Origin of the sequence: Tumidithrix helvetica PCC 7403 (assembly GCF_965232925.1) — a bacterium.
Lineage (GTDB): Bacteria > Cyanobacteriota > Cyanobacteriia > Pseudanabaenales > Pseudanabaenaceae > Tumidithrix > Tumidithrix helvetica.
Map to the genome: position 1 here is coordinate 1 of NZ_CBDDRA010000022.1, position 14,443 is coordinate 14,443.

The 14,443-nt window shown below is 45.5% G+C and carries 9 protein-coding genes; 3 read left to right on the forward strand and 6 right to left on the reverse strand.

The features are described 5' to 3' along the window. Positions 1-120: 120 nt before the first annotated feature. Positions 121-351 (reverse strand): hypothetical protein, encoded by a 231-nt coding sequence (locus ACP2WE_RS18710; protein ID WP_425217062.1) that lies wholly within the window; start codon positions 349-351, stop codon positions 121-123. A gap of 332 nt (positions 352-683) precedes the next feature. On the opposite strand from ACP2WE_RS18710, the gene ACP2WE_RS18715 reads away from it, so the two are divergent. Further along, positions 684-986 (forward strand): hypothetical protein, encoded by a 303-nt coding sequence (locus tag ACP2WE_RS18715; protein WP_425217063.1) that lies wholly within the window; start codon positions 684-686, stop codon positions 984-986. Here ACP2WE_RS18715 and ACP2WE_RS18720 read toward each other — a convergent pair. Beyond that, positions 931-1,830 carry an ABC transporter permease gene (locus tag ACP2WE_RS18720; protein WP_425217132.1) on the reverse strand — a complete coding sequence of 300 codons (900 nt, stop codon included), beginning with the start codon at positions 1,828-1,830 and terminating at the stop codon, positions 931-933. The genes ACP2WE_RS18715 and ACP2WE_RS18720 overlap by 56 nt on opposite strands. Before the next feature lie 31 nt (positions 1,831-1,861). Continuing rightward, positions 1,862-2,869 carry an ABC transporter permease gene (locus ACP2WE_RS18725; RefSeq protein WP_425217133.1) on the reverse strand — a complete coding sequence of 336 codons (1,008 nt, stop codon included), beginning with the start codon at positions 2,867-2,869 and terminating at the stop codon, positions 1,862-1,864. 498 nt (positions 2,870-3,367) lie between these two features. Between ACP2WE_RS18725 and ACP2WE_RS18730 the strand changes: the two genes are divergently transcribed. Beyond that, positions 3,368-7,972 (forward strand): glutamate synthase-related protein, encoded by a 4,605-nt coding sequence (locus tag ACP2WE_RS18730; protein WP_425217064.1) that lies wholly within the window; start codon positions 3,368-3,370, stop codon positions 7,970-7,972. A 149-nt stretch (positions 7,973-8,121) separates the two neighbouring features. Here ACP2WE_RS18730 and ACP2WE_RS18735 read toward each other — a convergent pair whose 3' ends face one another. Genes ACP2WE_RS18735 through ACP2WE_RS18745 form a run of 3 tightly spaced genes read right to left on the reverse strand, consistent with a single transcriptional unit; the run spans position 8,122 to position 12,463 of the window. Further along, positions 8,122-9,207, reverse strand: a complete 1,086-nt coding sequence (locus ACP2WE_RS18735; protein WP_425217065.1) for a ComEC/Rec2 family competence protein — start codon at positions 9,205-9,207, stop codon at positions 8,122-8,124. Further along, positions 9,207-11,981, reverse strand: coding sequence for an N-6 DNA methylase (locus ACP2WE_RS18740; protein ID WP_425217066.1), 2,775 nt, complete (start codon positions 11,979-11,981; stop codon positions 9,207-9,209). Before ACP2WE_RS18740 ends, ACP2WE_RS18735 begins: the two co-directional genes overlap by 1 nt. Before the next feature lie 8 nt (positions 11,982-11,989). Beyond that, positions 11,990-12,463 carry a MerR family transcriptional regulator gene (locus ACP2WE_RS18745; protein ID WP_425217067.1) on the reverse strand — a complete coding sequence of 158 codons (474 nt, stop codon included), beginning with the start codon at positions 12,461-12,463 and terminating at the stop codon, positions 11,990-11,992. A gap of 259 nt (positions 12,464-12,722) precedes the next feature. Here ACP2WE_RS18745 and ACP2WE_RS18750 point away from each other — a divergent pair, with 259 nt between their 5' ends. Further along, positions 12,723-14,366: an Hsp70 family protein gene (locus ACP2WE_RS18750; protein WP_425217068.1), complete on the forward strand. Its 1,644-nt coding sequence runs from the start codon at positions 12,723-12,725 to the stop codon at positions 14,364-14,366. Positions 14,367-14,443: the final 77 nt, after the last annotated feature.

The following is a 14,443-nucleotide window of genomic DNA, read 5'->3' on the forward strand; positions in this document are numbered from 1 at the left end:
TTCTGGTGCTCAATGGAACCGTCACAATGTTGCTCAAGTCTTGAAGCATCGTTGTGCTTACCTCAACGGTTATTTCTATGCCCCTAAGTATATTTGCTCAGTGCCTAATTGAGATGCTCCCTATACAACTTCTCCAAAGTCATTAAGAATACTTTTAATAAAGCTATTAAACAATGCTTCTATTCTTTTATTCTTTGATTGATGGTTCTTGTCAAACTCTTTCTGTGCTTCTTTTAGTTGCTCAAAAGCATTTCTTTCGTTGCGAAGCTTTTCTATCTCTATCTTTTTCTTCTCTAGCTCTTTCCTTTTCACTTCTTCTCGAAATTTAATAATTTCCTCAAAACTTGACATAAATTCTATAGTACTCCCAACTTACTTATGAACTATGACAGAGGGGCAAAAATGGTCAAAATCGTTTTTGGCGGTACAGGCGCTTCAGTTTTGATATCTTCAGGAGTAATTTATCGATATTGTAAATAGCTTTCAAAGCGTTACCGCGACAATAATATTCTTCTGTATTTCGAGATTTTATCACATGCTATCAGGGTCTGCTTTAAGCAATCGCTTAAACGTTTTAAACGGTAAACGTAACGAACGTAACCTCATCCAATAAACTAAAATCATAGGTAGGATGGGCAACGATCGCCCTAGTTCTTTGTTTTTCTCACTACTAGGATCGTCGTATGGCATACAGCAGTTTTAGTTTGAGGGATGTAGAAAAAGACTTCTCACTCACCATAGAAGAAGAAATCAATCTTTTTGCCTCTACGGAAAGTTTGCCACAAAGTGATGTGCTGAGGCAGACATTTGCCGAAAATGTATCTTTAGCGCTGGCAATTAATACCGAAAAAGCACGCTCGGAATTAATCGTTATGCCTTTGCTGTTGGAAGTTCGTCGGCGATCGCCTAGTAATTCTCAGCGAGAAGGGATTAAGTATCCGATCGCGGATCGAGGCTATCTCTTAAGCCATCACCGAGCAGGTTAAATGCTAGCACCGTTATCGTAATCAACAAACCAGGAAAAAGCATCGTCCAAGGTGCAGAGAGCGAATAGCCCCCCTTAAAGGCATCGGCCAACATCATGCCGAGCTCGGGCGTGGGAGGTTGAACGCCCAAGCCCAAAAATCCTAAACCTGCGGCTTCTATGGTGGCAGTTCCAATCGAGAGGGTTGCTTGCACTACCAAGGGCGGTAAACTCATAGGGAAAATATGGCGAAATAGCAGGCGCATCGGCGAAGCCCCCAGCGCTTGAGAAGCAAGCACGAATTGTTGAGGCTTCAGAGAGAGAACCATACCTCGCGCTAAGCGAATATAGATGGGAATTTGTACGATCCCGACAGCGATCGTCACCGTTTGGATATTGGGACTCGTCACTGTAACGATCGCGATCGCTAACAAAATCGAAGGAAATGCCAAGAGAATATCCGTCACCCAGCCGATCGCTAAATCTAGCCATCCCTGCATATAGCCTGCCAACAGTCCCAACAGGGTTCCGATCGCACAGCCAAAGCTCACTGCCACAGTCCCAATCAGCAAAGAGGTGCGAATGCCATAAAGAACCAAAACGAGAATGTCTCTGCCCAACCCATCCGTACCAAAGGGATGCTTGAGACTCGGAGCCTCCAGACGCGCCAGATAATCTCGATCGATCGCAGGGTCGTAGGGATGAATGAAGGGAAATAGAATTGCTACGAGTAGCAGGGCGATCGTCAGCAGCAAACCAATCGCACCTGCACGAGATTTGAGGAATCGGGTTAAGAACCTATTCTGCAACTGATTCTGCAACTGATTCTGCAACTGATTTTGATAGGGATGGAGTGGCGCAGTCATGATATTCGCGATCGCAGGTCGTCCACCCATTCTACAGGCGAATTCGCGGATCTAAAAAGCTGTAGGAAATATCCACGAGCAGATTCACGATCGTAAAGGCTGAAGCAATCACAATCACTGCACCCTGAACGACGGGATAATCCCTCGCCAAGATGCCATCGTAAACCCAAGAGCCAATTCCATTCCAAGAAAAGATGGTTTCAGTGAGAATCGCGCCACCTAGTAGTGTGCCGAACTGCAAGCCAATTACCGTCACAATCGGCAGCATGGCATTGCGCAAAGCATGGCGTAAAATCACGAGGCGATCGCTCAATCCCTTGGCTTTGGCAGTGCGAATGTAATCTTGCGATAGTACCTCTAGCATGGCACTGCGGGTCATGCGCCCAATAATCGCTAAGGGAATTGTGCCCAGAGTTAAGGCGGGGAGGATGAGATGGGCGATCGCATCGCAAAATATAGTGAAATCTAAGCGCAATAGACCATCTAAGACGTAAAAACCTGTAATCGGTTGGAAGTTCATTTCAAGATTGGTACTCAGGCGTCCGCTCGGGGGCAGCCAGTGTAAATTTACGGCAAAGAGATAAACCAGCAGTAGCCCCAACCAATAGATCGGGAGAGAGACCCCAATCAACGAGCCTGTCATCATCAGGCGATCGATCCAGCTATTTTTGCGAACTGCTGCCAAAATCCCTAAAGGCATTCCGATCGCGATCGCCACGGTCGTCGCAGCAACAGATAGTTCCACCGTTGCAGGGACGCGGTTTCTCAGTTCCACGATGATGGGAATGCCACTGATGATGCTCTGCCCCAAATCGAACTGCACCAGACGGGTGAGAAAGGCTAAGTATTGCAATGGAAGCGGCGCATTCAAGCCCAGTTGTTGGCGCAGGGATGCCACTTGCTCTGGGGTGGCGCGTTCGCCCAGCAAAACCACCGCAGGATCGCCAGGAATCAAATGTAGCAAGCAAAATACCAATAGCGTGATCCCTAGTAGAACGGGAACTACCCCTAGCGATCGCTTCAGAATATATAGCCACATGACAATCCCAAATGAAGATTCTTCTTGATTAAAGAATCCCACGATTTCGTTTCACTAAAGCCATGGGATTCTCTAAATCTACTGCAATTTAGAAAAAATTTTTGACAGGGACTTGCAATATATGTAGTATGCGTGTTACAATCTATCTAGTTTCTTGAAATACATCTAAAACTACATCATCTTTGGGCGAGAAGCCCCTTGTTCGTACCTAGCTGCTTAAATCAAAAATTTTTGCAGACGAAGAGTGAGGGTTATCGTGGTTAACATAGGTTCGACTCCTATCTCGTCCATTAAGGATCGCTATAGTGTCGCTGTAATTACAGTTGACCCTCTTCGATCGCCTATAATTGAGATCGAAGTTAACAATACTTAAAAAACTTACTTAAAAAAACATTAAGTAACAGCCTCTGCTTACCTTCGGGATAATTTCAGAAGCAAGGTATTGTTTTGCTTGACCTAAAATTAAAAAACCCCTATTAAACCCGATCCCTAACTCTGATGGAAGCTAGCCGCGCGAACGATCCTCAACCCACCCAGCAATCTACCCATATTCCCGGCCCATCTTGGCTTGTAGAAGAGCGGGATGCCTGTGGCGTGGGGTGGTTGGCCGATCGCGCCAGTCGGGCGAGCCATGAGCTGATTACCGCCGCCCTCAAAGCTTTAGTTTGCGTCGAACATCGCGGTGGTTGCAGTGCCGATCGCGACTCTGGGGATGGCGCTGGCTTGATGACCGCAATTCCTTGGCAATTGTTACAACAGGATCTGCCTGCGATCGAGCCTGAAAGAGCAGCCGTGGGAATGATGTTTTTACCCCAGCAACCAGAGCGTCAAGCGCTATGCCGTCAAGTTACCGAAAGTTGTGCCGCTAGAGAAGGGCTAACGCTTGTAGGTTGGCGTAAAGTTCCCGTACAGCCTCACGTTTTAGGGGCTCAAGCAAGGGAAAATCAACCCCATATCGAGCAGGTGGTTTTTCATGCAGACGCAGCGCTAGATAGTGTGGAACGGGCGATTCACCTGACGCGCCGACGGATTAAGTTAGAAGTTGAGCGTTTGTATTACTCGTGGCGGCAAGAATTTTATGTTGCCTCCTTGTCTAGGCGCACGATTATTTATAAAGGCATGGTGCGATCGGAAATTCTTGGTGAATTTTATGAGGATCTCCGAAATCCTGCCTACGTCTCCCACTTTGCGATCTATCACCGCAGGTTTAGTACCAATACCATGCCCAAATGGCCGCTCGCCCAACCGATGCGATTTTTGGGACATAACGGCGAAATTAATACGTTGCTTGGCAATATCAACTGGTTTTTGGCTCGTCAAGCCGATTTGGCTCATCCGAGTTGGGGCGATCGCTTAACCGAAATTATGCCCGTGGTGAAGCCCAATGAAAGCGATTCCGCCACCCTCGATCACGTCATGGAATTGTTGGTGGAATCAGGTCGCAGCCCATTGGAAAGCATGATGATTTTGGTGCCTGAGGCATACGATAACCAGCCCGACCTGAAGGATCATCCTGAAATTGTTGATTTTTACGAATACTACAGCGGCTTACAAGAGGCATGGGATGGCCCTGCACTGCTTGCCTTTAGCGATGGTAAGGTGATCGGTTCTGTTTTAGACCGCAATGGTCTGCGCCCCGCCCGCTATGTCATTACCCGCAGTGGCATGGTAATCGTCAGTTCCGAAGCAGGAACCGTAGATATCCCCGAAGCGGAAATTCTAGAAAAGGGCAGACTTGGTCCAGGGCAAATGATTGCCGTGGATTTCGAGCGTCAAGAGATTCTCAAAAACTGGGAAATCAAGCAGCGCATAGCGTCAGCACATCCCTATGGCGAATGGATCGAACAATATCGTAAAACCCTGACCGCACAGCCTTTCCATGCGGCTACGGCTTTAGATGAGGCTAGCGTTCTCAAATATCAAACCGCCTTTGGTTACACCTCCGAAGATGTCGATATGGTCATTGAGTCCATGGCTCAAGAAGGGAAAGAACCTGTGTTTTGTATGGGCGATGATGCGCCTTTGGCAGTACTTTCCAGCCGTCCGCATTTGCTCTACGACTACTTTAAACAACGCTTCGCGCAGGTTACCAATCCTCCCATCGATCCCCTGCGTGAAGGCATGGTGATGTCTCTGGCAATGTGCTTGGGCGGTCGCGGTAATCTTTTAGCAGTAAATCCCGAAGCGGCAAGACAACTTAAGATCGAGAGTCCCGTGCTGAACGAGGCAGAGTTGGAGCAAATGCAACAGATGGGATTTGCCTCCACAAAACTGGATATGCTTTTCTCTGTGAGTAGCGGTTCTAGCGGATTGGCCGATGCGATCGCTTCCCTCTGCGATTCTGCTGTTGAAGCAGTGCGTCAAGGTAGCGAAATTCTAATTTTATCCGATCGCTTGCTCGATGCCGATCGTGCTTACGTCCCCCCTCTATTGGCAGTGGGAGCCGTGCACCATCGCTTGATCCGCGAGAACCTGCGCATGAAAGCTTCCATCGTTGTAGAAACGGCGCAATGCTGGAGCACCCACCATTTTGCTTGCTTGATTGGTTACGGAGCCAGTGCGATTTGTCCATATCTTGCCTATGAAACCACGCGCCAATGGTGGGGTAAAGCCAAAACCCAGATGCAAATGGAACAGGGCAAGGTTAAGAAGATGACGATGGCTCAGGTGCAGGATAGCTATCGCAAAGCCGTAGAAGGCGGTCTGTTAAAGATCCTCTCAAAAATGGGAATTTCGCTCTTGTCGAGTTATAACGGCGCTCAGATTTTTGAAGCGATCGGGATTAGCAAGGAAGTTATCGATCTATGCTTCCGAGGCACGACCTCGCGCATCGGTGGGATGCAGTTGGCAGATATCGCTTCCGAGGTGGTGTCGTTCCACAAGCAAGCTTTCCCTGATCTGCACCACAAAAAACTAGAGAATTACGGCTTCGTGCAGTATCGCAACGGTGGCGAGTACCACATGAATAGCCCCGAAATGGCGAAGGCACTTCACAAAGCGGTAGCAGGTGATGGCTACGACCACTACGAAGTCTATCGTCAGCAGTTACAAAACCGCACGCCGACAGCACTACGCGATCTGTTGGAATTCAAAAGCGATCGCCCCAGCATTCCCATCGAACAGGTGGAACCGATTTCCGAAATTGTCAAACGCTTCTGTACGGGAGCGATGTCCTTGGGTGCCCTGAGTCGCGAAGCTCATGAAGTGTTAGCGATCGCCATGAATCGTTTGGGTGGAAAATCTAACTGCGGTGAGGGCGGCGAAGATCCGATTCGCTATTTGCAAATTCAGGATGTGGATGATTCCACAGGCATTTCCCCCACATTCCCCCATCTCAAGGGCTTAAAGAATGGCGATACAGCAAACTCGGCAATCAAACAAATTGCCTCGGGAAGGTTTGGTGTCACACCTGCCTACTTGACCAGTTCCAATCAACTGGAAATCAAGATGGCTCAGGGGGCGAAGCCCGGTGAAGGCGGACAGTTACCTGGCCCCAAGGTGAGTGCTTATATCGCCATGTTGCGGAACTCTAAGCCCGGTGTATCTTTGATTTCACCACCACCCCACCACGATATCTACTCGATTGAAGACCTCGCGCAGTTAATTTACGATCTGCATCAAATCAATCCTACTGCCAAGGTTTCGGTGAAGTTGGTGGCGGAAATTGGTATCGGCACGATCGCCGCAGGGGTAGCGAAAGCGAATGCGGATATCATCCAAATTTCTGGTCACGATGGCGGTACGGGTGCATCGCCCCTGAGTTCGATCAAACATGCAGGTTCGCCTTGGGAACTCGGTCTCACGGAAGTTCACAGTGTCTTGATGCAAAATAAACTGCGCGATCGCGTGCTATTGCGCGTCGATGGCGGTTTCAAGACGGGTTGGGATATCGCGATCGCCGCCATGCTCGGTGGCGAAGAATATGGCTTTGGTACGGCAGCGATGATTGCTGAGGGCTGCATCATGGCGCGGGTCTGCCACACGAATAAATGTCCCGTCGGTGTGACTTCGCAACAGGAGCAACTGCGGAAACGCTTCCCCGGTACGCCCGAACATGTGGTGAACTTCCTTTGCTTTGTCGCCGAAGAGATTCGTCAACTATTAGCGAAGTTAGGCTATACCTCCCTCACCGACATCATCGGACGCTCTGACCTGCTGGTACAACGCACGGATGTCAAGCTCGCCAAACCTCAAGCCATCGATTTGAGCTGCCTGATTAACCTACCCGATACGACAACCGATCGCAGTTGGTTAGATCATGCCACCGAAGCGCACAGTAATGGGCCCGTTTTGGATGACGAAATTCTTGCCGATCCTGAGATTCAAGCGGCGATCGCCAACCAAACCGATCTGTCAAAGTCGTTCCCCATCGTGAATACCGATCGCTCTGTCTGCACGCGGCTATCGGGTGCGATCGCCAAGCAATATGGCAACTCTGGCTTAGCCAGTCAATTGAATTTAGAATTTCATGGTGCGGCGGGACAGAGCTTTGGCGCGTTTAACATTGGCGGTTTGCATCTGAGCGTCGTGGGCGAAGCGAATGACTACATCGGCAAGGGCATGCATGGCGGTGAAATCAGTATCAAACCCTATGCCACATGCAGTTACGACCCTGCGGAGAATGTGATTGCGGGCAACACCTGTCTCTACGGAGCCACGGGTGGCTACCTATTCGTCAACGGACAGGCAGGCGAACGCTTTGGCGTGCGGAACTCTGGCGCAAAAGCCGTGGTAGAAGGCACGGGCGATCACTGTTGCGAATACATGACTGGTGGCGTTGTCGTGGTGCTAGGCAAGACGGGTCGCAATGTCGGCGCTGGTATGACTGGCGGGATTGCCTACTTCTTAGATGAAGATTCTAGTTTTACTTCTAAGCTCAGCAAGGAAACCCTTAAGGTACAAAGGGTTGCGGCTGCTGCTGGGGAAAGACAACTCAAGGAATTGATTCAAGCCAGTAGCGATCGCACGGGTAGTCCTAAAGCCAAGCAAATTCTCAGTAACTGGTCGTACTATCTGCCGCTGTTTTGGCAGGTCGTACCGCCCTCTGAGGCAAATAGTCCTGAGGCGACTGATGCATTTCCAGTTGTAGCAGCTACGGTTTAATATGGAGGAACTATTAGCTTTTTATGAATCTTTACTAGGAGGGGGATTAGATTAGGGAAATAAAAAAGTCTGTCTCTGCAAACAACAGAGCCCCAGCTCATGCAAGTAGAAAGTCAACTCATATCCGAGACAATTGTTGAGGAGTGTCATTAATAGCATTCAATTTCTTTGAGAGCGGTGCATGGCTCATTTGCACGTCCATCGCAAGCAGCATATGGGAAACTTGCAACTTGGCTTGAGTGATTTGTCTCAGTTTTTAACTTCCATTTACCTGATGTCTCAGCAATAATCGTGATTTCGCCTGCACATTTGCTGGCTTCAGATAAGGATAGTCCTGATTTCCCCATTGCCGAGCGATCGCTTGCTGAATGAACGCAAGTGCGTGTAACCTCAGTACAGATAAATCCATCAAGACGATTATCCTTGTTGCCTTTTAACTCAATTAAAGCCTTAAAAAGCTCTGGTTCAACGTGACCATATCGATTTGTACTTCCCACAGACAAAACTGCAAGTTCGGCATCAATCAAAGCCAATAATTCTTTCAAATCATCACCGTTTGACGGATATCCCCCATGATGAGGAATTTTGACAATATTTGCCTTAGCTTCTTTAGTTGCTTCTGCACTAGCTTTTACAACAGATAAGTAATCGGCTAACCCAGCACCTTCTAAATCTGCTAGGAATATAGCGATAAATTCTCCATAAACAATTCGCAACACTAGAGAGATTTCATTAATCTTGTTTTTGCTTTTTTGTTGAGCAATAAATGGAGATCTGGGATGAATAGTATATATTTGAAGATTATGAATTGGGTATGGTGTTGGATCGGAGAGAGCTTCAACAAAGCGAACTTTACGACTTCGATCCCATTCAAAAACATTTATCAATGCTTGTTCTAACTCTTTATAATTAGGATCATGACCTCTTTGAATGTTTAATTGTTCATTGGCATGGTCATAAAATCCGTAAGGCAAGCTAAATATCTCTATCTCACCGTTGTTGCTAAACCATAACTTAAGGAATTTGACTAAATCTATGATGGATTTAAAGGGGAAATGATCTTTGTGATTATGTGTGACGTAAATTCTATTAATCTTTTTGAATTGCCTCTGTTCCAGCCATTTATAAATAAACCGTGAATTTTTACCAAGATCGACAACAACAAGAGCATCTTCAGCATGAACAATGATGCAGTCTGCATTACCAACAGGTAAAAATACAATTTCACAGGTCATCAGAAATCCTCCCTGTCAGTAATTCTACTCAGTTTGGCTTTTAGTTCTTCATTAGTTAGGTATGGGTAGGGTGTATGTCGGAATTTTCTCAATGCCCAAGGACGTTGAGCTAGTTCCTCAAAGGTTTCTATATCTTCACTAAGTTCTGCTTCAAAGACAGTGCCATCGAGAGCCCAACCTGGCAATTCTTGAGGCAATGGCAACCATGCTTCGTCATTATCATCTAATAGTCCACTAAGTCTCAACAAAATTTGATCGTTGTCTTGGTTGATTTCCAAAACTTGGCCAATAACAGTCAAAGTCTTTCTTTTTTTCTCTTGTTTCCAAGCCTCTAATTCTGGCGACTTACCTGTGCGCTGACGTTTAATCCATGTGGGATTTCCATAGGATTTTTCTACTAGACGATTTAATTGTTCTCTTAGAGGATCGGGATTTGGAATAGATTCACCATTTTGCTCTCGTTTAATAATTTGAGTAGTGACATCTATAATTTGTAGATCCACAGACAGAGGAAGCGGAAAATCAAGGAGAATATCTTCTGTTAAATTAATAGTCCCACGACCAAACATAGATAATTCCACTGCTAAATCCGAAGATAGAATTCCCAATAACCACAATTTTTGTTCATTAAAGCTCAGTTTTTCCCAATTTCTAGGTTGTTGATCTGATTTGTATCCCTTGTTCGTCATCTGAGCTTCTTGAATAGGTAAGATAAGCCAAATACTGTCATTGGGACAGAAGCCAGTTGTATCTAGTTGTACAGGAAGAGGCTTATTATTCTTAGACGAAATACTTGCTATGCTACCGACAAGGATTTTGGGCTTGTCAAATAGATCAGCAACTTTAAATCTAGGTCTTTCTAAAGCAATTGAGTCATATATGATCCACCGCAACAGAGGATTAACTCTTTCTGGATCAGCCCAAAGAGAGCCTTCTTTCCCCCAAGTTCTTCGCCATGTTCGTTTATAGGGTCTATCGACAGGCGGATTTTCAACAGGAAGATTACCTGCATGGTGCTTGACTCCATTAAAAACAAAAAAGAGATTTAATAATGGAATTGTTGGAACGAATAGATTAACTTTGGGTGCTGTAATGTTAGTCCAGTCCCCATTAGGCTTGACTGATGAAGTCCATGAAGTTCCTAAGTAGCCATCATTGCGTATCTCAGGAGTTTCAGCGCCAGAAATAACTTTTCTTGAAATAGAATAATATTTTTTAGGCTGACCCACAGAACCAGAGACTACGCAAGTGTCTTGTCTAGCACTAACCCCAATGGTTCCTACAGGTAGTTGCCAAATCTCAAATAGGTTACATTTACTAGATAAAGTTTTACGAATATCTGATATACCATATTTTTTGCCTGAGATAAAAGAGCTTGGCAAAATAAACGCAAATTGAGAACCTTCCTCTAGCCAGTTGATAGATTGTTTGACAAACTCAAAGGCTAATTGCTTATCTCCTCTTATCTCAAAGGGAGGATTAGCAATTAGAATACGAGGCTTATTGCCGATTTTTTGTATGATATTCTCCTTGCTTAACAATTTATAATCTTCACCATAAAAATTTGGAAATGGCAGGAAATCAGAAATGCCAGTAGATTCCCTAGCTAGAAAATAGCGAAGCTGAGTGATTAAATTGACATCCCTATCTAAATCGTTGCCGATCACATGATTAGCTAGATAATCTCTTCGTGATTGTTCATGAGTAGGGATGTCCGACATTTGAGAAAGCCGAGCAGTAGCTGCTAAAAGCAAACTTCCTGAACCAGCCGCAGGGTCAAAAATAAAACGTTCTTCTGGTCGAATCCGCTCTAATGGTAATAACTCAAGCATTTTTTCTGCAACCTTGATCGGGGTGTAATGCCGGTTCAAATCACCCCATGCATTTCCATTTAAGTCATCAGGTAATTCTATAATTGCTTTTTCATATAAACTGCCTACATCACGATGATTAGTTAGGACAAAACTAACTGATTGCCCCATATAGAGAGCAAGTTGTTGTCGAATTACTTCGTTAGTAAATTGAGCAGACTCCAAAGCTCGACTAAAAAAGCCGTTGGTACGAGTCACCATAAGATTAAGTAAATCTAAGGGATCGTTTGTTTGAGGTAATTCAGCAGTCCCGAAAAAACCCTTATCCTGCAAAATTCTTGCTGCTAAATAAGCGATTGCGACTCGGATAATGTGACCTTTAATCTCATTCCTAGATGAGCCTAGCCCCTTTGAAGATTTAACTTTTTTTAATGCTTCTTCAATAGCTTTTTGAAATGCTTTATCAATCCTTTCCTGCTGACGTAGCAAGAATGTAAAACTTCTTTCAGAAATAGACTCTTCTAAATCTGCAAGTGATAATTGTCCTTGACGAAACTGAGACAGAGCCTTTGGCATAAAATGTTCTGGTTTAGTCGAAACTAGGGTCTCACGCCAAGTATTAATATCTAAAGTCTTCTCATCTAATCGTTTAGAAGAATCCGAAACTGTGACAAGATGTAGATTGTCAGAGCTAACTAGTAAAGCTCCCCGAACTGGCCATTCTTCCAGTCTTCGTCTCCATCGATTTAAATCATTCTCATTAGAAATAGACTGAATAAAGAAAGCAAGGCTATTGGCATTAGGACGCAAACCATAGTCTGTCCATAAAGCATTAATCCCCACTGGTTCCGAAGCATCTATTTCAGGCATAGAAATATCACGCTTTGGTTCGATCTGATAACGATCCATCCAAATACGCTGAGTTATATCTAAAGCTTCATTAAACAGTGCTTGGCTAGTCATAGTGATTGTCAACTTGCTAATGCAAGCCCTGCACGTTTCTCAAAATCAAGTACATGATGCTTTTCAGCCTCCCTTAATAGTTCAGTAATAATGTCACCGATCGCACCAACTTCATGTATCACAACTTGCCCTTTATTTTCTCCTGATGCCTCTAAAACCGTCAAACCAAATTGTTTTAGGTCTTCAATTAAATACAATTGTGAATTTACCAAAACAAGCTTATGCGCGAAAAAAGAAGGCTCATAATCTCGTTCTTTTAAAAAATTGAGTACTTTCCGAATCTCCTGAAGTGTCAAGTTTTCTCTAAGTCTCTCAATAGTTTTGATCTCCAGAACCTGTTGCCAGCTATAAACAACTTTTGGATGCTTAGGATTACCAAACTTCTGAGGCACTATCAACTTGGTTCGGTCAAGGTAACTAAGCCGACCTGAGTCAATCCCTGTAAGATCGATCGTTTCCTGTCTTGTAAACCCGCTAGTCATATTGAGTCTGAATAGTCCAGCAAAAAAATCTTACCCATCTGTTTAAATTTAACCACCTAATCTAAACAAATGTTTAAATATACCCCAAAATACAAAAACTCTTAAGTCCATTAATATTGGGTAAAATTGCTGATAAACACTGAGCACCAACTCATTCAGCCGAAGGTTAAGCCTATATCTGACTATTGAGTTGCAGATTAGTTATATTGAAGAATGTCACGAATTTTCCACTTTGTTTTTTATCTAAACTCCCTCAACAATGCATTATGCGATCGATTTTGGTACGAGCAATACCGTCATAGCGAGAATTAGCGATTCCTCAGAGGATGGAGCTAAACGCAGTGAAGTGGAGACTGTCAAGCTGGCAGGCTTGAGTTCGCTTGTGTTTGGGAATCCACCCTTGATTCCAAGTTTGGTCTACGTCCAAGATGCCCAGACCTCGCAAGTCCTCGTAGGGCAAGAAGTCCGCGATCGCGGCTTAGATATCAAACTCACCAAGGGCGAACAGCGTTTTTTTCGTAGCTTTAAACGCGCGATCGGCAATCCAGCACCCGTGTTTGTGCCTGAGCTAGATGGACAAGAGGTGACCTTTGAGCAGGTTGGCGAGTGGTTTTTACTTCGTGCGATCGCCCAGCTTCCCGATGTCGAGTCAATTGTCTTTACAGTTCCCGTCGATAGTTTTGAACCCTATCGGCAATGGTTGGGCGGAATTTGCGATCGGTTAGAAGTCAAACAAGTACGCTTGCTGGATGAGCCTACCGCTGCGGCTCTGGGCTATGGTATCACCCGTGGCGATGAAACCCTCTTAGTAATTGATTTTGGTGGTGGTACGCTCGATCTGTCGCTCGTGCGACTCACCCTTCCCCAACTGTTATCCCAAAGTGCGGAGAATTCGCCTGCAAGCAAACAGAAATCTCCCCTCGGATTTTTGCTCAAATGGGGAAACTCTCCAGTGAATGCTTTGGCAAATACCCAATCGAAAGCCCAAACTGCAAAGGTACTTGCCAAGGTGGGACAAACCCTCGGCGGTATAGATATTGACAACTGGTTGGTCGATCATTTCCACGCGACCCAAGGAGTGGTTAAGAATTCCCTCGTAACGCGCTTGGCGGAGAAAATCAAGATCGAACTTTCTAGTTCCGAGCAAGCCAGCGAAGTGCTTTTTGATGACGAAACCTTTAACAGCTACGAGCTACAGCTCGATCGCGCTCAATTCAATCAAATTCTCGAACAACACCAATTTTTTGCCAACCTTGATGCTGCTCTAGAGCAAATTCGCCAGCAAGCAACCCGCCAGAATTTGGAATTAGAGAATATCGATGCCGTTCTGCTCGTGGGAGGAACGGCACAGATTCCCGCCGTGCGAGATTGGACGTTAAAGCATTTTCCAGTCGAAAAAGTTAAAGCCGACAAACCTTTTGAAGCGATCGCCCACGGTGCAATTTCTCAGGGTTGGGAAGTGCAAGACTTTCTCTATCACAGCTATGGGGTGCGCTATTGGGACAAACGCTACAAGCGTCACAACTGGCATACGCTCGTCAAAGCAGGGCAATCCTACCCCCTCGTAAAACCCGTGGAATTGATTTTAGGTGCTTCGAGGCAAGATCAGCCCAGTATCGAACTCGTAATCGGCGAACTTGGCGAAACCAGTATTGAGGTTTATTTTGACAGCGATCGCCTTGTTACCCGTGCGCTCGATAAAAATCAAATTTCCGTGCAGCCCCTCAACGATCGCCCCGAGAGTCGCACAATTGCCAAACTCAATCCCCTAGGCAAACCCGGTAGCGATCGGATCAAGGTTCTCTTTACCGTAGACGACCAACGCACCTTAAGAATCACCGTCGAGGATCTGCTCACCAACGAACTTCTCGCTGAAAATCAAGCCGTCGTGCAATTGATTTGATCCAATAAGTAGTCAGTTCAAAGTATCTAACTCTGTACCTGAGTCGTCAAATTATTGAAGCCCATAGCGGTAAAATT

What these genes read in the sequence shown, in the direction of transcription:
- ACP2WE_RS18740 (WP_425217066.1), bottom strand. Translation starts at nt 11,981, where the DNA reads ATGACTAGCCAAGCACTGTTTAATGAAGCTTTAGATATAACTCAGCGT.
- ACP2WE_RS18730 (WP_425217064.1), top strand. Translation starts at nt 3,368, where the DNA reads ATGGAAGCTAGCCGCGCGAACGATCCTCAACCCACCCAGCAATCTACC.
- ACP2WE_RS18735 (WP_425217065.1), bottom strand. Translation starts at nt 9,207, where the DNA reads ATGACCTGTGAAATTGTATTTTTACCTGTTGGTAATGCAGACTGCATC.
- ACP2WE_RS18745 (WP_425217067.1), bottom strand. Translation starts at nt 12,463, where the DNA reads ATGACTAGCGGGTTTACAAGACAGGAAACGATCGATCTTACAGGGATT.
- ACP2WE_RS18725 (WP_425217133.1), bottom strand. Translation starts at nt 2,869, where the DNA reads ATGTGGCTATATATTCTGAAGCGATCGCTAGGGGTAGTTCCCGTTCTA.
- ACP2WE_RS18750 (WP_425217068.1), top strand. Translation starts at nt 12,723, where the DNA reads ATGCATTATGCGATCGATTTTGGTACGAGCAATACCGTCATAGCGAGA.
- ACP2WE_RS18710 (WP_425217062.1), bottom strand. Translation starts at nt 351, where the DNA reads ATGTCAAGTTTTGAGGAAATTATTAAATTTCGAGAAGAAGTGAAAAGG.
- ACP2WE_RS18715 (WP_425217063.1), top strand. Translation starts at nt 684, where the DNA reads ATGGCATACAGCAGTTTTAGTTTGAGGGATGTAGAAAAAGACTTCTCA.
- ACP2WE_RS18720 (WP_425217132.1), bottom strand. Translation starts at nt 1,830, where the DNA reads ATGACTGCGCCACTCCATCCCTATCAAAATCAGTTGCAGAATCAGTTG.